Here is a 24175-nt window from a genome sequence, read left to right on the forward strand (position 1 = left end):
GAGACATCGAAAGGTGCCGACCGGAAACCGGTCGGCACCTTTTCTGTTGTGTGGCGCTTGCCTGTAGGTGCTCAGGTCGTCGCCCACAGTGACCGTACGTGGCCCAGGTGTCGCGCCATGCACTTCTCCGCCCCCTTGGCGTCACCCGCGAGCATCAGGTCCAGGAGTTCGATGTGTTCCTCTGCGGACGGGGTCAGCTGGTCGCGCTCGTCCAGGGCCGTCAGGCCGTAGAGGCGGGAACGCTTGCGGAGGTCGCCGACCGTTTCGACCAGGCGGTCGTTGCCCGAGAGGGCGAGGAGCGAGAGGTGGAAGCGGCGGTCCGCCTCCAGGTAGCCGATGAGGTCGTGGTCGCGGGCGGCGCGCACGATCTCCTCGGCGATCGGACGCAGTACCTCCAGGTCCTCCCGGGCGGCCGTACGCGTGATCCGTCCGATCATGGGGATCTCGATCAGGGCACGGATCTCCGTGTACTGGTCGAGGTCCCGCTCGTTCACCTCCGTGACCCGGAAGCCCTTGTTGCGGACCGGCTCGACCAGGCCCTCGCGGGCCAGGTCGAGCATCGCCTCGCGCACCGGCGTCGCCGAGATGCCGAAGTCCTCGGCCAGGCCGGGCGCGGAGTAGATCTCACCGGGGCGCAGCTCGCCCGAGATCAGGGCGGCCCGCAGCGCGTGGCCGACCTGGTCGCGCAGCCGCTCCCTGGTGGTGATGAGGTTCTTCTGCTTCAGGTGCCCCATGGTGTCCCCTCCGGTGGTACCCGCGCCCGCGCGGATCACCAAAGTACAATGTCACGTTGCCAGTTGGGGGACGGGGGAGTTCCAGGGGCTCCGCAGGCATGCGGGGGTCAGAGAGCGAAGCCCGCGGGGAACGGGTCGTCGGGGTCCAGGAAGTACTGGGCCGTCCCTGTGATCCAGGCGCGGCCGGTGATGCGCGGGACGACCGCCGGTAGGCCCGCCACCTCCGCCTCCGCCACGAGGCGGCCCGTGAACTCCGTTCCGATGAACGACTCGTTGACGAAATCGCGGTCCAGCGGGAGTTCGCCGCGGGCGTGCAACTGCGCCATGCGCGCGGACGTGCCCGTCCCGCACGGCGAGCGGTCGAACCAGCCCGGGTGGATGGCCATGGCGTGCCGGGAGCGGCGGGCGTCGGAGCCGGGCGCGGCCAGGTAGACGTGTTTGACTCCGCTGATGTCCGGCTGTTCCGGGTGTGTCGGGCGGTCCGGGGACGCGTTGATCGCTTCCATGACGGCGAGCCCCGCCGTGAGCAGGTCGTCCTTGCGGGCGCGGTCGAACGGCAGCCCCAGCGCGTCCAGCGGGACGAAGGCGTAGAAGTTTCCGCCGTAGGCCATGTCGTACGTCACCGTGCCGTGCCCCGGCACGTCGACCTTGCGGTCCAGGGCGACACAGAACGCGGGAACGTTGGTGAGCGTCGCCGAGGTGGCCGCGCCGTCGCGCACCTGTACGTCGACGGCGACCAGGCCCGCCGGAGTGTCCAGGCGGACCGTCGTGACCGGCTCGCTGACCTGCACCATGCCCGTCTCGACCAGGACGGTCGCCACGCCGATCGTGCCGTGGCCGCACATCGGGAGGAGGCCGGACACCTCGATGTAGAGCACTCCGTAGTCGGCGTCGGGGCGGGTCGGGGGCTGGAGGATGGCGCCGCTCATCGCGGAGTGGCCGCGCGGCTCGTACATCAGGAGCGTGCGCAGGTGGTCCATGTGCTCGATGAAGTGCAGTCTGCGGTCGGCCATGGTGGCGCCCGGGATCACCCCGACGCCGCCGGTGATCACGCGGGTGGGCATGCCTTCGGTGTGCGAGTCGACGGCGTGGAACACGTGACGGGTGCGCATGGGCGTCTCTGCCTCCGGTTGTCCGGCGTAGGTGCGCGTGTGGTCCGGCGTAGGTGTGGGGTCCGGCGTACGTGTGCGTGTGGTCCGGCGTGCGTGTAGCCGCGGCGGTCAGCGGTGGCCCGCCGCCATCGCCTTCTCCGTGGCGGACCGCACCAGCGCCTCCGTGGCGCCGGACAGCGGGGAGCGTGGCGGACGGGTCGGACCGCCGCGTCGGCCCACGATGTCCATCGACAACTTGATGGCCTGCACGAACTCCGTCTTGGAGTCCTGGCGCAGGAGCGGGTGCAGCGACCGGTAGAGGGGGAGTGCCGTCGCCAGGTCGTGGGCGCGGGCGGCGTCGTAGAGCTCCGCGCAGGTGGCGGGGAACGCGTTCGGGTATCCGGCGATCCAGCCGACGGCGCCCGCGAGGGCGAGTTCGAGCAGGACGTCGTCCGCGCCGATCAGCAGGTCCAGGTCCGGGGCGAGTTCCGCGATCTCGTACGCCCTGCGGACGTCGCCCGAGAACTCCTTCACGGCCACGATCGTGCCGTCGCCGTGCAGCCGGGCCAGCAGGTCCGGGGTCAGGTCGACGCGGGTGTCGAGGGGGTTGTTGTACGCGACCACGGGCAGGCCGGCCTTCGCGACCTCGGCGTAGTGGGAACGTACGGCTTCCTCGTCGGCGCGGTAGGTGTTCGGAGGCAGGAGCAGTACGGAGCCGCAGCCCGCATCGGCGGCGTGCTCGGCCCAGCGGCGGGACTCCGCGCTGCCGTACGCGGCGACGCCGGGCATCACGCGGGCGCCGTCGCCCGCGGCCTCGACGGCGGTACGGACGACGCGGGCGCGCTCGTCGTCGGTGAGGGTCTGGTACTCGCCGAGGGAGCCGTTCGGGACGACACCGTCGCAGCCGTTGCCGATGAGGTGGCCGACGTGCTCGGCGTAGGCGTCGTAGTCGACGGAGAGGTCGTCGCGCAGGGGGAGCGCGGTGGCGACCATGATGCCGCGCCAGGGGCGGTCGGTGGTCCAGTTTCCGGCGGTCATGACGGCTGCCCTTCGGTCGGTGGGTGGGGCGGGAGATCGGAAGCAGGAGGAGGGGAGGCCGGTTGTCGGTCCGGGCTCGTCAGGTCGGCCAGGACGCCCAGCGGGACCGGTGTGGCCAGCGGGCGGCGGTCGGGGGCGGAGGTTTGCGCGCCCGCGTGCGTGGGGGCGGTGTCCGGCGATGACGCCAGGCACGACACGGCCCAGCCGCACACGCGGCCCTGGCACCAGCCCATCCCCGCCCGGGTCAGCAGCTTCGCGGAGCGTGCGTCCCGGGCACCGTACTCCGTGACGGCCTCGCGGACGCGGCCCGCCGGGACCTCCTCGCAGCGGCAGACGTCGGTCTCGTCGGTGAGCCACCGCGTCCAGCCCGGCCCCGGCGCGTGCGTGACGGCCATGGCGTCGGCGAAGGCGTTCATGCGGTCGCGGCTGCGACGCAGGGAGCGCAGGTGAGGGAGAGGGGCGGGGCGTCGTCCTGTCAGGCGGGACGCCGCAGCGAGTGCCGCCAACTCGCCTTCCGCCATCGCCTGTTGCGCGCCGCCCACGCCCGACGTCTCGCCCGCCGACCAGAGGCCGCGCAGCGACGTCTCCTGCAGTGGGCTCAGCGCCAGGGCGTGCGTGCCGTCGGCGGTGCGGCGTGTCGCGCAGCCCAGGGCGGTCGCCAGGTCGATCTGCGGGATCAGGCCGTGGCCGACGGCGAGGGCGTCGCAGTCGATGCGCCGTTCCGTCCCCGGTATCGGATGCCACTCGTGGTCCAGGCGGGAGACCGTCACCGCTTCCACGCGGTCCGTGCCGTGCGCCTCGGTGACCGCGTGGCGTGTGCGTGGGCGGACCCGGTGGCGCAGCAAGGCCTCTGCGTGGTGGGCGCCCTCCGTCAGTTTGCGGGGCTGGGCTGCCAGGGCGCGTGGGTGGCGCGTGTACCTGAAGTACGAGGAGGCCTCGACCAGTGCGGGCACCTCGGCCCCGGCGGTGACCAGTGAACCGGCCACGGCCAGCAGGAGCGGGCCGCTCCCGGCGACGACCACGCGTCTGCCGGGCAGGACGAGGCCCGACTTCAGCATGGCCTGGGCGCCGCCCGCGCCGACGACGCCGGGGAGCGTCCAGCCGGGGAAGGGGAGCTGCCTCTCGTACGATCCGGTCGCGAGGAGGATCGCGCGCGCCCGCACCCGCACCGAGTGCTGCTGGTCGCCGGGCGGCTCCGTGAGCGCGTGGATGGTCCAGTCGTCCTCGGCCTCGCGCGCCACCGTCCAGACGTGGTGGTCGAAGAGGCAGGTGACGCCGCCCGCTTTGAGTCGGTCGCGCAGGTCGGCGAACGCGGGCCAGTCGTGGTGCAGGGCTTCGGGGCGGGCGGCGCGCGTGGCCGGTGCGGGGTGGCGGTAGAACTGGCCGCCCGGTTGCCGTGCCGAGTCCAACAGGGCGACGGACAGGCCGTGTTCGGCGGCCGTCACGGCGCCCGCGAGGCCTGCGGGCCCGGCGCCGATCACCGCGAGGTCGTACGGCTCGCGTGCGTCCGGCGGCAACTCGTGCCCCTCGGACGCGCCGGCCGTGCGGTGGGCGTCACTCGTCGAATCCGGCATGACCGTTCCCCTCCTGCGTCGTGACCGTGTCGCCGGGGCGGGCCGTGACCAGACAGGCGCGCCGGTTGGGACGGCCGTTGACGGTGGCGAGGCAGTCGTGGCACTGACCGATGCCGCAGAACGCGCCGCGCGGTCGTCCGCCGCCCCTCGTGATCCGCCAGGAGAGGATGCCCGCCGCCCAGAGCACGGCCGCGATGGACTGACCGGGCAGCGCGTCGAGTCGGCGCCCGTCGAAGGTGATGGTGAAGGGCGGCCCGGGGGTGGCACCCACGAGGTCGGTCGGTTTCATCGGACTGCCTCCTCGAGGGCGAAGCGCTCCGGGGCGAACGGGGTCGCGTCCAGAGGGAGTTGGTTGCTCGTCAGCACTGCGGCGATCAGCGCCCCCGTCGCCGGGGCGAGGCCGATGCCCGCGCCCTCGTGGCCGCACGCGTGCAGCAGGCCGGGGAGGCGCGGGTCGGGGCCGATCGCCGGGAGGTGGTCCGGCAGGTACGGCCGGAACCCCGCGTACGTGCGGATCGCCCGCACCCGCGCCAGGGCAGGGAACAGGCGTACCGCCTGGCCCGCGAGCCGGCGCAGGGCCTCCACCGACAGCGTCCGGTCGAAGCCCACCCGCTCCCGGCTCGCCCCGATCAGTACGGGACCCGCGGGCGTGCCCTCCACCACGGCGGAGGTCTGGAGCGCCGCCGAACCGCTCGCGACGTCGGCGACGTACTCGGCGGAGTACACCTTGTGTCGCACCACGCGCGGCAGCGGCTCGGTGACGAGGACGAAACCGCGGCGGGGGAGCACCGGCAGCTCCAGGCCCGCCAGCCGGGCGAGCCGGCCGCCCCACGTGCCGGCGGCGTTGAGTACGTGCGGCGCGTGCACCTCGCCGTGCCGCGCCGTCCGGACTCCCCGCACCACGCCCTGCCCGCCGGTGAGGACGGCGGTGACCTCCTCGCCGAGCCGGAGCGTGAGGCGCCCGGTGCCGGCGGCCGCCCGCAGCAGGTGCGCGGCGGCGAGGGCGGGCTGCACCTGGGCGTCCTGCGGATAGTGGACGCCGCCCGCGAGGCCCGGCGCGAGATGGGGTTCGAGGTCGGCGAGGCGGTCGGCCGGGATCTCCCTGGCCTCGACGCCCGCCTGCCGCTGCTCCGCCGCGAACCGGCGCAGGGCCGCGAGCTCGGGTTCCGTCGAGGCGACGACCACGCCGCCCTTCGTCTCGTACTCGATGCGGGAGGGGAGCTCGGCGGCGAGCTCGCGCCACAACCTGGCCGAGTGCAGGGCGAGTTCGAGCTCCGGGCCCGGCTCCTTGTCGGAGACGAGGAGGTTGCCCTCGCCGGCACCCGTGGTGCCGCCCGCGACGGGGCCGCGGTCGATGACGGTGACGTGGAGGCCTGCGTGGACGGCGTAGTAGGCGCACGCGGCGCCGACCACTCCCGCCCCCACGATGACGAGGTCTGGCGCATGTCTCGTGAGCACGGCAGTAATATTTCACATGGCACTGTCGGTGCCAAGGGGTCGTACACGTAAGGGAGTTGCCAGGCTCGCCGTGGTCTCAGTCGCGGCGGTGGTGCGTCCCGGGCGTATACCCGTACGCCCTGCGGAACACGTCGATGAACGCGCTGGCCGACGACCATCCGCAGCGGTGTGCGACCGCCGTGACGGGCATGCCGTCGGCCAGCATGCGCAGTGCGTGGTAGAGGCGCAGTTGGGTGCGCCACTGGGGGAACGTCATGCCGAGTTCGCGGCGGAAGAGGCGGCTCAGGGTGCGTTCGCCCGCTCCCGCCGCGGCTGCCAGCTCGGCCAGGCCGCGCGGGTCCGCGGGGTCGTCGTGCAGCCGGTCGCAGACGGCGGCGAGGCGGGGGTCCGTCGGCGTGGGCAGCTGCATGGGCTGCTGGGGCGACACGCGCAGCTGGTCGAGGAGCACGGCGCGCAGCCGTCGGCGTTCCGGGGAGTCGTCCTCCGGGTCCCGGGTGTGGGCGACGATCAGTTCGCGCAGGAGCGGGCCGACCGAGAGCACGGTCGGGGCGTCGAGGCCGAGCGGGTTCGTGCCGGCGGGCAGACCGACCAGGTGCAGGGCCAGGTGGCCGTGGGCGCGGTGGGCGTGGACGCAGCCCGCGGGGACCCAGATGGCCCGGGTGCCGGGCGCGAACCAAGTGCCCGCGTCGGTGGTGACGGCGACGACACCGGAACCCGCGTAGACGATCTGGTGGTCGTCGTGCCGGTGCGCGTCGATGCGCTCGCCGGGGGACAGTTCTCGGACGGCGGTCGGCGCCTCAGGGGTGTGACGGATCGCGTGGCGGACTGCGTGGCGGACTGCGTGGCGGGTTTTCGGCACAGATCGGCACTTTATCGGAAGCGGGCCAGGGCGGTGCGTGACGACGATGAGTCGGTGTCCATCCGAACGAAAGCCCTGTCAGCTGCCGACGCGCCCTCGACCCCGCACCCGGCCCCGCGCCGTCCCCTCACCCTCCTCGCCCTGAGCCACGCCTGCGTGGACGTCCATCAGGGTGCCGTCGCCGCCCTCGTGCCGTTCTTCGTGGCCGAGCGCGCCTATACCTACGCCGCCGCGTCCGGCATCGTGCTCGCCGCCTCTTTGCTCTCCTCCGTCGTCCAGCCCCTGTTCGGGGCGCTCACCGACAAGTGGGCCATGCCGTGGCTGCTGCCGGTGAGCACCCTCGTGGGCGGTGGCGGAGTGGCGCTCGCGGGGGTCGGCGGGAGCTACGCGGTGACGCTGCTGGTCGTCGCCGTGTCCGGCGTCGGCGTGGCCGCCTACCATCCGGAGGCCGCTCGCGTGGCCCGGCAGGCGAGCCGGGGGAGCCACACCGCGATGAGCTGGTTCTCGCTCGGCGGCAACGTCGGCTTCGCGACCGCACCCCTGCTGGTCTCCGCCGTCGTCGCCACCGGCGGCCTGCGCGCGTCGCCGCTCCTGGTGCTGCCCGCCCTCGCGGGGGCGGTGCTGTGTGTCGCGGCGCTGCGGGACCTCAAGGTGCGGGACGTGGCGGCCCCGGAGACGGCGACCCGGCGTGGGGGCCCGGTCGCCGCCGAGGACGACTGGCCGTCGTTCCTCAAGCTGTCGGGCGCCGTCATCTGCCGCTCGATCGTCTTCACGGGGCTGAGCACGTTCATCGCGTTGTACGTCCGCGAGCGCACCGGTGCGGGCGAAGTCGCGGGCACCGCGGCCCTGTTCGTCCTCTACGTCGGGGGCGCGGTCGGGACCGTCGCCGGTGGACGGCTCGCCGCACGCCACGGTCGTCTCCCGGTCGTGCGGTGGTCGTACGCCCTGACGGTCCTCGCGGTGGCCGGGGTCGTCCTCGTCCCCGGGCCTGCGCTCTACGTCTTCGTCGCGCTCACCTCGGCCGGCCTCTACGTGCCGTTCTCCCTGCACATCACCCTCGGGCAGGACTACCTGCCGCGGCGCATGGGCACCGCGAGCGGCGTCACCCTGGGGCTGACCGTGAGCATCGGAGGCCTCGCGAGCCCGGTGCTCGGGGCCGTCGCGGACGCCGCCTCCCTGCGGACGGCTCTCGCGCCGCTGATCGTGCTGCCCGCGCTCGGGTGGCTCCTCCTGCGGACACTGCGCGAGCCGGACCCAGCCGTCGGCAACAGCGCCTGAACTCGCGCGAGTTGGTGGCTCCTGAGGGGTTGTCAGTGCAATATCACATTACTACGTTACGCATCACATGACGCAGTGGCAGCACCTCACGCCCCCACCTCCCACACAGGAGCCATCGGTGTCCCAGTCCCAGGTACGTCTACGCACCCTGCGCAGATCCGTGCTCGCCGGCGCGATAGCGGCGACCCTCTGCGCCTCGGCCGTCCAGCTCGGACACGCCGCCGAGTCCACCCCCGCCACGGGGAAAGCCCGCACCATCGCGGCGCCGGCCGCCCCGAACCCGCACGACGTGGTCGACCGCCGCGCGAAGGCCCCGAAGCCGGGCGCCCACCAGCTCCCGGCGCCCGGCGGCCTCAAGGACGGCCGCATCCCCGGCCCCCGCACGCCCGAGCCGAAAGCGGAGCCCGACACGGGCTCCGCGAAGGCCGTGCCCTGCACCCTCGACGGCGTCACCGGACTCTCGCCCGACCGGTTCGCCGACTTCCTCGCCGACCCCGCCGTCACCGCGGACGGCTGTCTCCGCACCCTCGTCTGGACGTGGGACGCGCGGCTCGCCCCTCTCATGTCGGACGCGCACGTCCAGACCGTCTCCCGCCGCATCGCCGGACTCGCGGCCGCACACGACGGCAAGAACAGCAGCAACATCCTGGAGATGCTCACGTACCTCCACGCCGTCGCCTACCAGGACTTCTCGCACGACGAGATCGACGTCACCGACGCGCCGACCGTGGACGCCATGCGGCGCGCCGTCGACGCCTTCGGCTCCGCGCCCCGCACCTTCGACGTGACCCGCAGCAACGCCGAGTCGCTGCGCGAGGCGCTCTACGCCGCGAGCGCGCCCGGCCTGCGGCAGCACCAACTCCCGTTGATCAAGCGCGTGCTGGCCACCATGGACGCCAAGCACCCCGGCACCGCGAAGGACACCGCGTGGGCGGGCTCCGCGCTCGCCGCGCTCTCCCTGAGCTACCTCGGCGTGTACCCCGGCAACCGGGACGCCGCCTTCCACGCCGCGGTGAAGGCCGACCCGTCCTACCGCGCCGCCTTCAAGGCCTTCGCCGGGTACACCCACCTCAAGGGCACCGCCAACGCGTGGGTGGTGCGCGACGCGCTGAGCGAGTACGGCCGGTTCGGGCAGATCGACGGGCTCAGGAATGAGATCGTCTCCGGGCTCGGTGGCCTCGTGGACGTCGTCGTCCGCAACTTCGGCGAGGGAAGCGCCCCTTGGGCGAAGGTCGCGACCTGGCTGAACGAGTTCGACGCCTGCGCGCCGTACAAGGTGTGCAAGGCCGACATCGAGCGCCGCGTCTTTCCGCAGACCTATACGTACGACAAGGGCGCCATGAAGGTCCGCACGGCGCTCGACCGGGGCACCGTCGACCAGCTCTACTACGCGAGCAAGCAGGTGAAGGCACAGTTCCACCGGGTCGTCGGCACCGAGGAGCCGCTCAAGGGCGACCCCAACACCACCCTGACGACGGTCCTCTACGCCTCGCGCGCCGACTACGAGAACTACCACCCGCTGCTCACCGGAATGGACACGAACAACGGCGGCGTCTACATCGAGCGCGGCGCGACCTTCTACACCTACCAGCGGCGCGTCCCCCAGGACTCCACGCTGACGCTGGAGGAGCTCTTCCGGCACGAGTACACGCACTACCTCAACGGCCGCTGGGCCGTCCCCGGCTTCTTCGGCGAGGGGCCGTGGTACCAGGGCGACCGGACCACCGCCATGGACGAGGGCACCGCCGAGTTCTTCGACGGCGCCACCCGCGACGACGGCATCAAGGTCCGCAAGTCACTGGTCCAGGGCATCATCGACGACACCGCCGACGGCGGCCCGCGGATGACCGTCGACCAGCTCCTGCACGCCACGTACGACGGCGACGGCTTCCGGTTCTACGACTACGCGGGCACGTTCTTCGAGTTCCTGTGGACCGAACGCCCCGCGCTGATCAAGGAGATGTACGGCCACCTGCGGTCCGACGACCCGGCGCGCTTCGACGCCTGGCGCGACCGGCTCGGCAAGGACAGCGGTCTGCAGAGCCAGTACGACGCCTTCCTCGACAAGCAGATCGCGCACGTCGACGACCTCTTCGTGCCCGACACGACGTACGTACCGGTCGCCGAGCTCCGCGACACCACCGCCGAGCAGGTCCGTGCCTCGATCAAGGCGACCACCGGCATCACGCCCGACTGCCGCTCCAACGGCGCGCCGGAGCGGCCCAGGTACACCTGCACGGGCCGCATCACCGCGAACCTCGGTGCGTCCGGGAACCCCGACGCCGTGTTCAAGGACATGTCGGAGACCGTGGACTACTTCCTGCTCGAACGGTCCACGGCGGGCGACAACAACCTGGCCGACATGAACTGCTCGTTCGGCGAGGTCGACATCTGGTCCGACGGGCGCGCCGGCAGCGCGGACTTCAGCTGCGAGGGGCCGCTGAAGGGGTGAGACCCCCGCCCGCGAGCAGTTCCGCCGCCGCGATGCCCGACACACGGGTCGCGCCGTGGGTGATCAGGCGGGTGGCGCCGAGCGCGTCACCCCCCGGAACACCCATCTCCACGACCAGGGCGTCGGGGCGGCACCGCAGGATGCGGTTGAGGGTGTCGGTCATCCAGCGGTGCCGGGCCGCGTCACGGACCACGACCACCAGGGCACGGCCCGTCGCCGGGGACAGCACCTCGCGGTCCAGGAGGTCGCCCGCGTGGGTGAGGTCGGGCTCCGTGAGGCGTACGGACGTCGTGCCGGGGCGAAGGTCCCGCAGCGGTTCGGCGACGCCCCACGGAGTGTGGCCGTCGATGGCCAGGTTCATCGTGGGGGACAGCTCCACGACGTGCGGTACGCCGACGACGGGAAGCGACGCGTTCGCCGTGCCGGTGCGGTGGTGCACGCGCACGGCACGGCGGGCGGCGACCAGGCCGATGTCCGTGGGACCCGACGCACGGTCCACGGCACGGGACCGTGCGCCTGACCAGGCCGCGAACTCCCGTACGCGCGTGCTCGCTTCGACGAGGCGCGCCTCGGGCAGCGTGCCGTCGAGGACCGCCTTCACCAGCGCCGTCGACAGCAGGTCGAACGTGGCCTCGTCGGCACTCTCGCCGCCCACGCACACCGCGTCCACACCGCCCGCCACGGCCTTGACGGTCGCGCCGTCGATGCCGTACCGGTCGGTGACCGCACCCATCTCGATGCCGTCGGTGACCAGGAGGCCGTCGAAATGCAGCTCCCCGCGCAGCAGTTCCACCAGGATGCGGTGGCTGAGGGTCGCGGGCAGGTCCGGGTCGTAGGCGGGGGCCAGGAGGTGGGCGGTCATGACGGCGCGTACGCCCGCCTCCATCGCCGCGATGAACGGCGGCAGCGCGGTCAGCGCGATCTCCTCGGCGGAGCCCTTCACCTGGGGGAGGCCGTAGTGCGAGTCGACGACCGTGTCGCCGTGGCCGGGAAAGTGCTTGGCGCAGGCGGCGACGCCCGCCTCCTGGAGGCCGCGGATCCAGGCGGCCGTGTGGCGGGAGACGACATCGGTGCGCGAGCCGAAGGAGCGTACGCCGATCACCGGGTTGAGCGGGTTGGAGTTCACGTCGGCGCTCGGCGCGAAGTTGAGCGTGACGCCGGCGGCGTGCAGATCGCGGCCGATGTCGTGCGCCACCCGCTCGGTCAGGTCGATGTCGTCGACGGCGCCGAGGGCGAGATTGCCGGGGCGGGACGAGCCGGTCCACGCCTCCAGGCGGGTCACGTCGCCCGCCTCCTCGTCGATGGCGACGATGAGGTCCGGGTTCTCCGCGCGCAGGTCCGCGGTGAGCCGGGCGACCTGCTCGGGCGTCTCGATGTTCCGCGCGAACAGGACGACGGAGCCCAGACCCTCGGCGATCCTGCGGCGCAGCCATGCGGGGGCCGTGGTGCCTTCGAAGCCGGGCTGCAGCACGGAGTGTGCGAGGTGCTCCAGAGTCGGGTCACTGCTCGGTGCCATGGCGCGACCTCCGAAGTTGCGGGTACATACGGTGGGTACATATGAGGGACGTGCGGTGCACGAGGTGCGCGTGTGCACAGGGTGTGCGGCGGGGCTCCTGCTGATTGGTCCAGGCCAATCGGATAGTGGATATTGGCTCGTACCAAACCGGGCTGTCAAGGAGGCGGAACCGGTCGAGCCGGGCGAATCCACCATGAGGACGCGCGAGTTGGGGAATCCTTGGGACTTCCGCAGGTCGCATCCGCTGAGAGGAGCACGTCATGCGCAGGTACGAACTCGTCGGCAGGCGCGACATCCGGCTGGTCACCGACGTGGCGGTGCCGGAACCCGGACCTTCGGAGGTCCTGGTCCGCGTGCGGGCCTGCACGGTCTGCAACCGCAGCGACCTCGCCTATTTCCACTACTACGGGCTGCGCGAGCACTGCTCCCAAAGCTGTTTCGGCCACGAGATCGCCGGGGTGGTCGAGGCGACAGGGGCAGGAGTGCAGCGTGTGGTGCCCGGACAGCGCGTGTTCGTGCGCACCCCGCTCACCACCGGATACGCCGAGTTCGCGCTGGCCCGCGAGATCTCCGTGGGCGCCCTGCCCGACGCCGTGCCGTTCGAGCAGGGCGCGCTCCTGCAACTCCTTCCGCTCGCGGTCCACGCCACGCGCGGCGTGCGGCTCGGCGACCGCGTCGTGATCGTCGGACAGGGTCCCGTCGGGCAGATGGCGCTCCGGGTCGCGGTGGCGCGCGGCGCGGCCGAGGTCGTCGCCGTCGACCTCGACGACTGGCGGCTCGAACGGTCCTCGGCGGCGGGCGCGGACGCGGTGCGACGCGTGGACGGCAGCGCCGGACAACTCGCCGCCGTCGGCGCCGACTTCGACGTCGCCGTCGACGCCGTCGGCACACCCACGACCCTCAACGCCTGCGTGGGACTCGTACGCCAGAACGGCCTCGTCGTCCTCCTCGGCACGCACCATGTCGACACGCACGTCACCGTCGACCTCGTCACCTGGGAACGCAAAGGTCTGCGGGTGCACAGCTCCGCGGAACCCCTCGACACGGCGCGCGCCGAAGCCCTCGCCGTCGCCGAACGCCTCGCCCACCGCCGCACCGACGCCCTGCGCCTGCCCGACCTCCACACGCACACGTACCCCCTCGACGAGCTGCCCAAGGCCATGGAGCAGCTCTCCGCCAGCCGCGCCCTCTACCCCGACGCCGAACAGGCCCCCTACGACGGCCCGCCGCCCGAGACCCTCAAGGTCGCGATCGTGCCCTGAGAGCGGGAGAGCCGTCGTGACGTGGGGGACACCGTCGTGAAGTGGGGACCACCATCGTGAAATGGGGCATCGCCGGATACGGCGACATCGTGACCCGCCGCGTCCTGCCCGCCCTGCACGCCCTCGGCGAGCAACCCGCGGCCCTCTGGGGCCGCGACCCGCACCGCGCCGCACGCACCGCCGAGCGCCACGGCGTCGCCAGATCCGGCGCCGACGTCGACGTACTGCTGACCGGCGTCGACGCCGTCTACATCGCCACGCCCGTCGTACGCCATGTGCCGCTCGCCCGTGCCGTCCTGGACGCGGGCCTGCCCGTCCTGATCGAGAAGCCGCTCGCGGGCGGCCTCGACACCGGGGGCGCGCTCGACACGGCGGGGCGGTGCGCGGGAGTCGCCTACTACCGCAGGCTCGCGCCCGCCGTACGACGGCTGCGCGAGGAGCTCGACGGCTGGACGCCCGACCTGGTCGATGTGCACTTCCGGTGCGCCTTCGCGCCGGGCCCCGACGACCCGATGCGCTGGCGCACCGACCCCGCCCTGTCCGGCGGCGGGGTCCTCGCGGACGCGGGAAGCCACCGGATCGACCTGCTGCTCCATCTGTTCGGGCGGCCGTACGAGCTGACGGCCCGGCTCGGCGACCGCTTTCCGCGCGGCGCGGAACGACGCGCCGAACTCACCTTGAATTGGCGCTCCGGACTGCGGGCGCACTGCCTCGTGGAGTGGGGCAGCGGCCCACCCGTGGACCGCTTCCGGCTCACGGGCGGTGAACGGACCCTGACGTTGGCACCGCTCGACGCGGGCCGTATCGACGCACCCCCGCACCCTCCGCTCCTGCTGCCACCGCCCGCCAACCCTCACCAGCCCCTGCTCGCCGACTTCGCGGCCGCCGTGGCGGCGGGGCGGGAGCCGGTGTGCCCGGTGGCGGAGGGGCGCCTCGTCGACGACGTGATCGTGGCGGCGGAGCGGTCGGACGCGGCGGGCGGACGCCCGGTGCGGACAGGGGGGTGAGGAAAGCGTGCGGGGTGCGGCGGATCACGCCCCGTCATCGGCCGACCAGGGGCGGAGCCAGCGCGGGTCCGGGCTGTCGTCGGAGCGCACGAAACGCGTGTCCACGGAGAGCCGCATCGTGTCCGTCGTCGTGTCCAGGGACGCGTGGATGATGCGCGGCAGGTGCACCATCACGTCGCCCGCCGCGAAGTCCGCGTACAGCCAGCGGCGACCGAGCGTGCGGGCGGTCAGCTCCAGGTCGTGGCAGATCTGCCGCCGGTCGCCCGGCCGGTCGGTGATGTCGCGCAGCGGGGCGTACTCCGCGGACGGCAGCCGGTGGGAGCCCTCCAGATAGACCAGGGCGCCGGTGGGCGGAGGGCAGTCGCCGACCGGGATCCAGAAGGTGACGACGCGTGGCGACCCCTCGTCCATGTAGTCGAGGTCGACGTGGGCGCGGGAGGCGCGGCGGGTGCCGCGGTGGAAGTGGCGCAGGATGCGACGCGGCAGCATCTCCGCCTTGGCGTCGAGGAGTTGACCGGCCAGCTCGGACAGGACCGGGTTCGCCACGAACTGGGCGAAGGGCTCCGAGCGGACGAACGCGTACGCCGGATGCCCCACCACGCCGTACTCCGGCACGCCCTCGGGCACGCGGCCCGAGAACACGCCGTCCTCGGGCGGACTGCCCGGCGCCAGAAGGCCCGGCGGGAAGAGCGAGAAGTACCGGCCGCGGAGCCGCAGCACCTCCGCGCGGTCGAGCAGCCCCGGCAGGTACAGGTAGCCGTCCGCGTGCAGCCGCTCCCGCAGCGCGCCGGCGTCCCTCGTCCCGAGCAGGTCCGCACTGCCGCGCAGCGGGCCGAAGAGCTCCGGCGTGAAAGGTATCGGTACGCCGTTCGACGACAGGTTCACGATGCGTGTCCCTCGATCCTTCGGGTCGGTGGACCGGCCTGCGGCCCGGTCAGTAGACGCCTTCCACCGCCTCGTCGGCGGTCCCGGGCTCCACGAAGGGCCGCACGGCGGCCACCCCGTCCCAGGGGAACCACGGATGCGGCCCGGTCCTGACCGCGCTGTCCCGCTCCAGGAGGTTCGGCAGGAACAGGTCCTCCAGGAGTGTCGTGGCGCGCACCCGGCCCCGCTGCCCGACCTCGACCTCGCGCCACGGGTCGGAGTCGTCGACGACCTTCAGGACCGCGAAGGGCGGCGGCAGGTGATAGGAGTGCCCGGTGCCGCCCGCCCCGGTGGGGGCGCCCGCCACGGGATCGGCTTGCAGGGCATGGCCGACCAGTGTGTTCCCGTACGTGTCGATCCACTCGACGTCCACCAGATGTTCCTCGCGCAGGAACGCGGCCTCGGCGGCGGTGCACGAGGTGCCGCCGGTGCAGACCGCGCGGATGCCGTACGTGTGCAGGGGCCGGGGCAGCCGCATCGCGAGCTCGACGAGGAGCCGGGAGGTCGTGAAGAGCAGCGACGGGCGCTCTGCGGCGAGCAGCGCGAGGGTCTGGTCGACCAGGTGCGCGGTGTAGCCGTCGGCCTCGCCCCCCGCGCGCAGCGCCGCCTTCACCCAGCGCGGATCGAAGTCGATGGCGTGGACGGCGCCGCGCCAGCTGTCCGCGAGGCCCTCCACGAAGTGCCCGTACGCGTGCGGACCGCTCGGCGTCATCGCGAGGATGTCGCCGCCCGCCACCCCGCGCGCCTCTAGCACGGTGCGGTAGATCTCCACGTCGTACGCGAGGCGGGTGACGTTGACGATCCGGCAGGGCGGGCCCGTGGTGCCGCCCGTCTCGAAGACCCGGAAGGGCCGGTCGCGGTAGCCGCGCGGGAGCAGGTCGCGGGCGTTCGCGGCGCGCAGCTCGGCCTTGTCGAAGAGGCCGAAGCGGTCCAGGTCGGCGAAGCCGCCGATGTCCTCGACCGGATCGAAGCCGAGCTTTCCGCGTCGCGCGACCCAGAAGGGGCTGCCGGTCTCCGCGTCGAAGTGCCAGCGCATCATGCGGCGCGTCCATGTGTCGAGGCCGATGCCGAGCTCCGGGACGCGCTCGCGCAGCCTGTCGGGCAGGGCGGCGAAGGCGGTGTTCATGCGGGGGGCCTCACTTCGCTGGGCGGTACACGAACAGGGAGTCGGCGGCGATGGCGTCCGCGGCACCGGGGGAGGCGCTCAGGACGGCGGCGAAGGGGAAGGGGGTTTCATGGCCGATCAGCGGATGGGACGCCGGGGTGTCGGTGTCGCGCGCGTACGACGTCACCGGGCCGTCCAGGAGGACGAGGTGGGGCAGCGCGTACACGTCGTCGGCCGCGGTGCGGAGCACGGGCGGCCTGCGGGTCAGGATGCGGTCGCCGGGGCGGAGGCGGTCACGGACGCCGTGCGTCGCGCGCTGTGCCGCGCCCGGCTCGCGGAAGGCGGTCAGCGGCATCGGCCCGTCCGGGGGCAGCGCGTCGAGGGCGGCGGCGAGGCGCTGCGCCAGGGCCGCGGCGGCGTCGGGCTTCTCGCAGACGACGGTCCGTACGTTGCTGCAGAAGCGCCCGGAGTCCGCCGCGATCAGCGGCAGCAGCCAGGCCACGGCGTCGTCCGTCGGCATGTCGGGCGGCACGAGCGCGCAGCCGCGCCCCGGGCCGTGCAGGGTGAGCGCGGGGGAGGAGCGGACGGAGGTGGCGAGTCCGGTGCCGCCGAAGACGACGTGCCGGTCGGTGAGCCGTAACAGGCCGTGCAGGAAACGCTGTTCGCCGGGGTAGAAGCCGAGGCGGGCCCGGGGCCAGCCGGCCGCGAGGAGGGCGGCGACGAGGCGGGCCGCGGAGAGCGGTTCGCGGCGGCTCGGGCGCAGCCACACCCCCGCCGAGCGCTCGGCCTGGTCGCAGACCGCGTCCAGACAGGTGAAGGTGTTGCCGGGCAGCGCGACCAGGGCGAGCGCGTCGTCGGGCTCGGGGGCGTCGTCCTTCTTCAGGACGCCGTCCCGCAGCATCGCGCACCACCGGTCCACCAGAGGACCCGGCAGCCCCGCGCTCTCCCACAGCGCCGAGCGGAACGCCTCGCCGCTCTGTTCACCGAGGCCCCCGACGGTGAGGGTGCCGCTGTCGAACAACTCCAGAGCGGTGAGCAGGAGTTCACGGCGCCCGGTGAGGAGGGGCAGGGCGGGCAGAGCACGGTCCCACCAGCGCCGGTCGGCGTGGGCGACGATCTCCGGCACCAGCGCGAGCTCCCGTCCTGCCGGGCCGGGCAGGTGCGTCCGGTCGAGGGAGGTGTGCCATTCCCCTCTGCGGAAGGCGGAGATCGTCTCTGTCGCGGAGTCTCCTGCCGTCACGGCAGCTCGCTGCGGAGTGCGGTGACCACCCGGACCTGTTCGGTCTCCGTGAGGGACGGATACAGCGGCAGGGCGACGTGGTGCCGCGCGAACCATCGGGCACGCTCGAACGGCCCGTCCGCAGAGTCGAGGTGTCGCCGGGACGCGAACTGCGGGTGGTCGCACAGCAAGTGGTCGTAGACCTCTCCGGCCAGCGCCACACCGTGCCGCTCCCGCAGGAGCTTCTTCAGGAGCGGCCGGTCCAGCGGCCCTTCGGGGTCCAGGTAGGCCAGGTACTTGTAGTAGTTGCTGTCGGCTGCCGCGGGCACGGCGTGCGGGCGGATGCCCGGGACGTCCGCGAGCAGCACGTCGTAGCGGGCGGCGAGCGCCCGGCGCGCGGCCAGCGTGCCGGAGAAACGCTCCAGGTCCACCGTGCCGACGGCCGCGTGCAGTTCGCTCAGCCGCCAGTTGCCGCCTGGCCGGTCGTGCAGTGTGGAGCCCTGGGCGCTCTTGCCGTGGTCGCGCCACCGCCGCACCTGTTCCAGGTCGTCCGCCGACCCGGCCGACAGCAGACCTCCCTCGCCGCTCACCGCGACCTTCGTGGGGTAGAACGAGAACGCGCCGAACCGCCCGAAGCTCCCCGCGGGGCGCCCGTCGAGCGTGGCACCGAAGGCGTGCGCCGCGTCCTCCACGACGGGGATGCCCCGCCGACGGCAGAGGTCGAGCGCCGGGTCGAGGGAGGGCGAGACGATGCCGCCGATGTGGACGGGCAGCACGGCGGCGGTGTCGGGGTGCCGTTCGAGGGCGGCGCGCAGGGCGTCCGGGTCCATGCCGAGACCGTCGAGCTCGATGTCGACGAAGCGCACGGACGCCCCGGCGCGCACGGCCGAGGCAGCCGTCGCGAAGAACGTGTTGACCGGTACGAGCACCGTGCGGCCCGCCACGCCGATGATGCGCAGCGCGATCTCCAGCGCCGCCGAGCCCGACGCGACCGCGGCGGTTCCCGTGCCGGTCCACGGACGGGCCAGCTCCTCGAAGCGGGCCACTTGCGGGCCCTGCGTGAGGACGCCGGAGGAGAGCGCGGCGTCGACGCGGTCCAGCACGGTGCGGCGCTCGTCGACCTCGAAGTGGATGCGCTGGGCGGGCACTTGGGGGTCGGTGTGTTGCCGGTGGCGGGTCACGGTGAGCGTGCGGGTGAAGAAGTCCGCCGCGTGGCCGACGTGGGTGCCGTGTCCCATGTCCAGCGCGTGGACCTCGGCCTCGGCGCCGGTGCTCGCGTACGTCTCGCGGACCGCGTCGGCGGCGGCGCGCGCGTCGTCGGGGTCCAAGTAGGAGTCAGCGGTGCCGTATTGCAGCTGGAGCGGGGCCGGGGCGAGGCCGCCGTACAGGTCGGGCAGGTCGGCGTACTCCAGGATGCCGGGGAGCACCGCGCCCTCGTGGCCGGTCAGCAGCCGCTCGAACAGGGCCGGGTACGTGCCGATGTGGCCGGCCGCGCAGAGCGGGAGGTCCCGGCGTCCGGAGAGCAGCGCCGTGTGCAGGGCGACGGCCGCGCCGAGACTGTGGCCGAAGAGGCCGATGCGGAGCGGGTCGACGCGCGGGTGGGCGGCGAGAACGTCGAGGGCGCCCAGGGCGTCGCCGGTGAGGGCGCCGAGCAGGGAGCGGCCGGTGAGCGCGAACGCGTGGGCCAGCAGTGTCCCCTCGTCCCGCCCCGCCCTGCGTCCGGCGTCCAGGCCGCCGCCGATGCCGTGGTCGAAGGCGAGCGTGACGAAACCGGCCCGCGCCAGCTGTTCGGCGACGTTGCGGTCGGGGTGGTCCGGCGGGACGTCTCCGGTGAGCTGGTCCAGGCGGGCGTTCCTGCCGCCGAGGACGAGGACGGCGGGTCGGGGCGTCGCATTCGGTCCGGGTGCCGCGTCGGACGGGGCGAGGAGTGTGCCGTCGAAGGAGCCGCGTACGGGGGAGCGGAGCACGAGACGCTCGTGGTGCAGTCCTTCGCGTACCGACGCCGTGCTGTCGGCGACGGCGAGCGGGGCCCGTTCGACACGGGCCAGCCGCTCGACGACGGCACGCACGCCGATCCTGGTGTGCCGCAGGGTCGGCTCGGTGGCGAGGAGCCGACGTAGGTGGCGTAGTTGCATGTGCGGCTCAGACGAAGTCGCCGTGCAGGGTGCTCGGCACTTCCAGCGCGTAGGCGTCCAGCGCGTCGTCGAGTTTGACCTGACCGCGTTTGAGGAGTTCGAGGAGCTCGTTCTGGGGGCGGTAGAAGCACGACTTGCACAGGTCGGTCCTGCGCGGGTTGGACGCCTCCCATTCGGCGCGCGGCCCGCCCTCCAGGACGTCCGCGTACCCCTGTTCGACGACATTGCCGATCAGGTAGCGGCTGTTGAGGTGGACCTGCGGGCACGGGTAGAGATTCCCGTCGGCGCCGACGGCCGTCACGAACCGGCTGTAGTGGCAGTGCTCGAAGTCGCCCTCTACCTCTTCCACCTGGTCCATCGGCCCACGGTCGAGTTTCGGGACCGACACCTCGAAGTCTTCCGTGGAGAGGGCGGCGGCGCGGGTGAGGGAATCGGAGATCTCCGGCATCACGGATTCGATGGTTTCGTGGCCGAGGGCGCTGTAGAACTCGGGTTCGAAACGCACGTAATGCGCGCCGGACTCGCGGGCGATGTGGGCCGCCTCCATGATCTCCCGGTAGTTCTGCAGGGTGATCACGTAGTTGAAGCCGATGCGGAAGTCCGGGTCGACGGCGTTCTCGCGGAGCCTGCCGACCGAGCCGATGAACTTCGAGAACGTCTGCTCGCGGTCGCGTGTGATGTCGTCGAAGGTGGCTTCGGTGCCGGCGTTCAGGCCGATGCGGACCCAGGTGTGCGTCTCCGCGACGCAGTCGGCGACCTTGGGGCGGCCGAGGCGCGATCCGTTGGTGATCAGCCCGATCCGCAGCCCCGCCGCGTGGCCGGCCCGGCAGATGTCCGCGTAGCCGGGGTGGATGGTGCATTCGCCGCTGCCGCAGAACGTGACGGCGCGGCCGTCGTTGGCGGCGAACTCGCGGAGCAGTGTCACCGCCTTGTCGGTCGCGATCGAATCCTTGAACGAGAACAGGTCGTAGAACTGCTCCTCGTTCGGAGAGTGGAAGTTGCAGAAATTGCAACGCATATTGCAGGCGCCCATGATGCCGATCCGCATGTGGACGGGCTTGATCTCCTCGCCCGCCACGAAACGCCGCAGCAATTCGCCGTGCGCCAGGACCTTCTGCGGTGAGTGGGCCTGATCGAGACTGACGATGGGCAGGCCTTCACGATTCTGGGGGGCTGCCATTTTGATGTCGCCGGAACCGGGTGTGCTGTTCACGAACCCCCCACGCGAGATCGAGGTGCGGTGTCGTTCTTCTGGCGGTTCTCGGGACATTAGGGAGCGCCACAAAGGCTGTCAATGGGTCTAGACAACCCGGGAATTGTTGGCGGAATCAGGGACGCCGGTCTGTTGGAAGAGCCGCTCGACGTGGTAATCGAGGGCCGCTCGTACGTCGTCCGGCGTGCGTCCGCTGCGGACGACGTCCATGCCGAGGCCCGTGGCGCCCGACACCAGGAGACCCGCCTCGTGACGCGGATCGAGGCCGGTGGCCGCGGCACCCGCCGCCGCGCCCGTGGCGATGAGCCCCGCGACGAGTCGCTCCAGGGGCTGCCCGGCGTGGCGGAAGGCCGCCGCGAACGCGGGCTCAGTGAGACTGCGGGCGTCATAGGCGGCGAACACCCGCAGCGCGACGGCCCGTTGGGCGTCAAGAGGCAGAAATTCGTCAAGTACGGCGCGGAGCAGCGCGCGGGGGTCCGTGAGGCCTTCGGGGATGCGGGAGCGTGCGCTGCGTTCGTTCTCCTCGCGGAGCAGACGCAGTGCGGAGATCAGCAGCTGGTGTTTGCTGTCGAAGTGGTACTGCACGACGCGCAGGGAAACCCCCGCCTCGGCCGCGATCTCCCGCATGCTCGCCGCCTCCAGACCTCGCTCGGCGGCGATCCGCCGGACCGCCCCGGCGAGGCGGCGGCGCCTGCGGGCTCGCGTGTCCGTCGCCTCCGGCCGCGCCTCGGGCGGGGGGGCAGCGGAAGGCGGGTGGCGGGTGGCGGCTCGGCGCCGGGGGCGCGGGCGGTCAGAGCGCGGCGAGCGCCTCGGTGATCCACGTGGTCGCCGCGGTCTTGTCGAGACCGAGGGCCGTGAGCGGGCCCGTGTCGTCCTCGTGCTCCATGAGGGCCAGCAACAGGTGCTCCGTACCGATGTAGTTGTGCCCGAGGCGCAGGGCCTCCCGGAACGTCAGCTCCAGGACCTTGCGGGAATCGACGGAGTAGGGAACGAGCGCCGGGACCTCAGAGGCCGTCGCGGGCAGTGACGCGACGGCCGTGTGGCGGACGTCCTCCAGGGAGATGCCCTGCGCGACGATCGCCCGTGCGGCCAGGGCGTCCGGCTCGCTGAGCAGGCCCAGGACCAGATGCCCGGTGTGGACCTCGTCGTGCCCGGCACCCTTCGCCTCGTTGTGCGCGGCCATCAGTGTGCTCTTCGCCCGCTCCGTGAAGCGGCTGAAGCCCTGGCTCGGATCCAGGTCCGACGGCTCGCCGGCCTGCTTCTTCGGCACGAACCGCTTCTGGGCGGCCTGCCGGGTCACGCCCATGCTCCGGCCGATGTCGGTCCAGGAGGCGCCGGAGCGGCGCGCCTGGTCCACGAAGTGGCCGATGAGGTGGTCGGCGATGTCCCCGAGGTGGTCGGCGGCGATCACCGCGTCGGAGAGCTGGTCGAGAGCGTCTGTGTGGACCTTCTTGATGGCCTCGATGAGGTCGTCGAGGCGGACGGGGGGAGGCGTCATGTGCCAACCGTAGGTTGACAGTTGGGGGGCGTCAACCCGCGGTTGTCACTTCGGTGTCACAGGACCACAGTCGGTCGGATGCCGTTGGCGAACCGCTTGAACGCGGCCTGGAACGTGGGGCCGACGACCCCGTCGAACGGGCCGGTGAGTCCCCAGTTCGCTTGCAGCATCCTGTGCAGCGACCTCAACGTGGCCGTGTCCAGGACCCCGTTGATCGGGCCCGAGTAGTTCCAGTTCGCCCTGAGGCAGCGCTGGAACGCCGCCCAACTGCTGGTTCCGAGCACGCCGTCGACCGGGCCCGTGTACTGCCAGTGTGCCGCGAGCCAGACCTGCACCTTCTTGGCCTCCGCGGTGGTGAGGCCGAGGTTGTTCTGCGGGAGCGGGAGCGGGACGGCTGAGGCGCCGGTTCCGGGCGCGGCGGGCTTCGGCCCCTGCCCGTCCGCCGCAGCACCCGGCGAGACATCCGCTGCGGCACACGCCGTCGCGCCCGCCAGGCTCCCGGCGGCGAGGCCGGCCGCGACGCCGAGACCGAGGAGGGCTCTGGTCGCGGTACGGCGCGGTATCCGAGTTCCGTCGTGCGGTCGCATGTATGTCCCCCTGTTCTCGGCGCCCCCTCCGGTCGGAACGCTCGGGCAGAACGTACTTCTCGGGCGGGCTCGCCCTCGTCAACCCGTGAGTTGACCTTTCGCTCCATCGACCGCGGTAGTCACGGCGGACGGGCAAACTCCCGCGGTACGCGATGAAGGGGCCTGCCCGATGGGTGGCGTACGGCCCGTACGGCGCCCGCCCACACCCCGCGTCCCCGCACTGTGGTGCCCGCGACCATGGGAGGACCCGCCCCCGCCTCCTTAGCGTTCCGGGCATGACGAGCGAAGACTTCACCGGCCGGTCCGTCCTGGTGACCGGCGGCGGGAGCGGCATCGGGCGGGCCTGCGCCGAGGCGTTCGCCGCGGGCGGCGCCCTGGTCCATGTCGTCGACGTGGACGCGGAATCGGCCAAGGCGGTGGCCGACGCGGTCGGCGGGGTGCCGCACGTGGTGGACCTCACCGACGCGGCCGCGATCCCCGCTCTCCCGACGGCCGTCGACATCCTGGTCAACAGCGCGGGCACCCAACACGTGGCCTCCATCGAGGAGTTCGACCCCGGCCGGTTCGAGAAGCTTCAGCGGCTCATGGTCACGGCGCCCTTCCTGCTGCTCCGGAACTGTCTGCCGCACATGTACGGGCAGGGCTGGGGCCGCGTCGTGAACATCTCCAGCGTGCACGGACTGCGGGCGAGCCCGTTCAAATCGGCGTACGTCGCCGCCAAGCACGGTCTGGAGGGGCTCAGCAAGGTGGCCGCCCTGGAAGGCGCCCCGCACGGGGTAACCAGCAACTGCGTCAACCCCGGTTACGTCCGCACGCCCCTGGTCGAGGGGCAGATCGCGGACCAGGCCGCCGTGCACGGGATCGCGCCGCGGGACGTCGTCTCGGACGTCCTGCTCGACCGCTCCGCGATCAAACGCCTCATCGAACCGGCGGAGGTGGCGGAGGTCGCGCTCTGGCTGTGCGGTCCGCACACGGGTTACGTCACGGGAGCCTCGCTCCCGGTGGACGGGGGATGGGGAGCGAGCTGACACGTCTCGTCGGAGCTCGCCGGACGTCTCCGCGTCCCCCCGAGGAAAACCCTGGGTTCGCCGACGGGGCCAAGTGGTTGAACGGCGGAACCACCGGCTCGATGTGGCGGTGACGTGGCCGACCGTGTGGGCGTACGCCCCATCCGCCCCGCCCGTCCCGCCGGGCCCGGTCGCCCACCCCGGCCCCCGTACCCGGA

The 24175-nt window shown here is 72.6% G+C and carries 21 protein-coding genes; 5 read left to right on the plus strand and 16 right to left on the minus strand.

The window, feature by feature from the left end; all coding sequences use genetic code 11:
* Positions 1-71 precede the first annotated feature (71 nt).
* From DEJ47_RS32415 to DEJ47_RS32445, 7 genes are all read right to left on the minus strand, one after another.
* Positions 72-734, minus strand: a complete 663-nt coding sequence (locus DEJ47_RS32415) for a GntR family transcriptional regulator (protein ID WP_150174285.1) — start codon at positions 732-734, stop codon at positions 72-74.
* A 107-nt stretch (positions 735-841) separates the two neighbouring features.
* Entirely contained in the window at positions 842-1846 is a 1005-nt protein-coding gene (locus tag DEJ47_RS32420) for a proline racemase family protein (protein ID WP_150174287.1), read from the minus strand.
* A 108-nt stretch (positions 1847-1954) separates the two neighbouring features.
* Positions 1955-2863, minus strand: a complete 909-nt coding sequence (locus tag DEJ47_RS32425) for a dihydrodipicolinate synthase family protein (protein ID WP_150174289.1) — start codon at positions 2861-2863, stop codon at positions 1955-1957.
* A complete protein-coding gene (locus tag DEJ47_RS32430) occupies positions 2860-4437 on the minus strand; it encodes an NAD(P)/FAD-dependent oxidoreductase (protein WP_223828575.1) in 1578 nt (525 codons plus the stop codon). The genes DEJ47_RS32425 and DEJ47_RS32430 overlap by 4 nt, the downstream gene beginning before the upstream one ends.
* Entirely contained in the window at positions 4418-4726 is a 309-nt protein-coding gene (locus DEJ47_RS32435; protein WP_150174291.1) for a (2Fe-2S)-binding protein, read from the minus strand. The genes DEJ47_RS32430 and DEJ47_RS32435 overlap by 20 nt, the downstream gene beginning before the upstream one ends.
* Positions 4723-5895 carry an NAD(P)/FAD-dependent oxidoreductase gene (locus DEJ47_RS32440; protein WP_150174294.1) on the minus strand — a complete coding sequence of 391 codons (1173 nt, stop codon included), beginning with the start codon at positions 5893-5895 and terminating at the stop codon, positions 4723-4725. Before DEJ47_RS32440 ends, DEJ47_RS32435 begins: the two co-directional genes overlap by 4 nt.
* A gap of 76 nt (positions 5896-5971) precedes the next feature.
* Complete coding sequence (locus DEJ47_RS32445) at positions 5972-6754, minus strand: helix-turn-helix domain-containing protein (RefSeq protein WP_190415675.1); 783 nt, start codon at positions 6752-6754, stop codon at positions 5972-5974.
* Between the two features lie 75 nt (positions 6755-6829).
* Between DEJ47_RS32445 and DEJ47_RS32450 the strand changes: the two genes are divergently transcribed.
* Both DEJ47_RS32450 and DEJ47_RS32455 read left to right on the plus strand, forming a co-directional pair.
* The gene (locus DEJ47_RS32450) at positions 6830-8032 is read left to right on the plus strand and encodes an MFS transporter (RefSeq protein ID WP_150176019.1); all 1203 of its coding nucleotides are present in this window, start codon (positions 6830-6832) and stop codon (positions 8030-8032) included.
* Between the two features lie 118 nt (positions 8033-8150).
* Entirely contained in the window at positions 8151-10484 is a 2334-nt protein-coding gene (locus DEJ47_RS32455; RefSeq protein ID WP_223828576.1) for a collagenase, read from the plus strand.
* Here the strand turns inward: DEJ47_RS32455 and DEJ47_RS32460 are convergent.
* Positions 10456-12000, minus strand: a complete 1545-nt coding sequence (locus DEJ47_RS32460; RefSeq protein WP_150174300.1) for a glycoside hydrolase family 3 protein — start codon at positions 11998-12000, stop codon at positions 10456-10458. The two genes, DEJ47_RS32455 and DEJ47_RS32460, sit on opposite strands and share 29 nt — an antisense overlap.
* Positions 12001-12260: 260 nt before the next feature.
* Here DEJ47_RS32460 and DEJ47_RS32465 point away from each other — a divergent pair, with 260 nt between their 5' ends.
* Both DEJ47_RS32465 and DEJ47_RS32470 read left to right on the plus strand, forming a co-directional pair.
* The gene (locus tag DEJ47_RS32465; RefSeq protein ID WP_150174302.1) at positions 12261-13262 is read left to right on the plus strand and encodes a zinc-dependent alcohol dehydrogenase; all 1002 of its coding nucleotides are present in this window, start codon (positions 12261-12263) and stop codon (positions 13260-13262) included.
* Positions 13263-13303: 41 nt separating this feature from the next.
* A complete protein-coding gene (locus DEJ47_RS32470; protein ID WP_150174304.1) occupies positions 13304-14269 on the plus strand; it encodes a Gfo/Idh/MocA family protein in 966 nt (321 codons plus the stop codon).
* Between the two features lie 24 nt (positions 14270-14293).
* On the opposite strand, the gene DEJ47_RS32475 is transcribed toward DEJ47_RS32470, so the two are convergent.
* The 8 genes from DEJ47_RS32475 to DEJ47_RS32510 all read right to left on the minus strand — a co-directional run bounded on the left by DEJ47_RS32475 (position 14294) and on the right by DEJ47_RS32510 (position 22950).
* On the minus strand, positions 14294-15154 hold the full coding sequence (locus tag DEJ47_RS32475; protein WP_150174306.1) for a phytanoyl-CoA dioxygenase family protein: 861 nt from the start codon (positions 15152-15154) through the stop codon (positions 14294-14296).
* A 49-nt stretch (positions 15155-15203) separates the two neighbouring features.
* The gene (locus DEJ47_RS32480) at positions 15204-16319 is read right to left on the minus strand and encodes a hypothetical protein (protein ID WP_150174308.1); all 1116 of its coding nucleotides are present in this window, start codon (positions 16317-16319) and stop codon (positions 15204-15206) included.
* 10 nt (positions 16320-16329) lie between these two features.
* Complete coding sequence (locus DEJ47_RS32485; RefSeq protein WP_150174310.1) at positions 16330-17538, minus strand: hypothetical protein; 1209 nt, start codon at positions 17536-17538, stop codon at positions 16330-16332.
* Positions 17535-19652 (minus strand): DegT/DnrJ/EryC1/StrS family aminotransferase, encoded by a 2118-nt coding sequence (locus DEJ47_RS32490; RefSeq protein WP_150174312.1) that lies wholly within the window; start codon positions 19650-19652, stop codon positions 17535-17537. The genes DEJ47_RS32485 and DEJ47_RS32490 overlap by 4 nt, the downstream gene beginning before the upstream one ends.
* A 7-nt stretch (positions 19653-19659) precedes the next feature.
* Complete coding sequence (locus tag DEJ47_RS32495) at positions 19660-20865, minus strand: radical SAM protein (protein WP_223828577.1); 1206 nt, start codon at positions 20863-20865, stop codon at positions 19660-19662.
* Between the two features lie 87 nt (positions 20866-20952).
* Positions 20953-21525, minus strand: a complete 573-nt coding sequence (locus DEJ47_RS32500) for a TetR/AcrR family transcriptional regulator (protein ID WP_223828773.1) — start codon at positions 21523-21525, stop codon at positions 20953-20955.
* 130 nt (positions 21526-21655) lie between these two features.
* Entirely contained in the window at positions 21656-22363 is a 708-nt protein-coding gene (locus DEJ47_RS32505; protein ID WP_150174316.1) for a Clp protease N-terminal domain-containing protein, read from the minus strand.
* Positions 22364-22419: 56 nt separating this feature from the next.
* Complete coding sequence (locus tag DEJ47_RS32510) at positions 22420-22950, minus strand: peptidoglycan-binding domain-containing protein (RefSeq protein ID WP_150174318.1); 531 nt, start codon at positions 22948-22950, stop codon at positions 22420-22422.
* Positions 22951-23225: 275 nt separating this feature from the next.
* On the opposite strand from DEJ47_RS32510, the gene DEJ47_RS32515 reads away from it, so the two are divergent.
* Positions 23226-23978 carry a 3-hydroxybutyrate dehydrogenase gene (locus DEJ47_RS32515; protein ID WP_150174320.1) on the plus strand — a complete coding sequence of 251 codons (753 nt, stop codon included), beginning with the start codon at positions 23226-23228 and terminating at the stop codon, positions 23976-23978.
* The last annotated feature ends 197 nt before the right edge of the window (positions 23979-24175 follow it).

The sequence above is a fragment of the Streptomyces venezuelae genome, assembly GCF_008642355.1.
GTDB lineage: Bacteria > Actinomycetota > Actinomycetes > Streptomycetales > Streptomycetaceae > Streptomyces > Streptomyces venezuelae_B.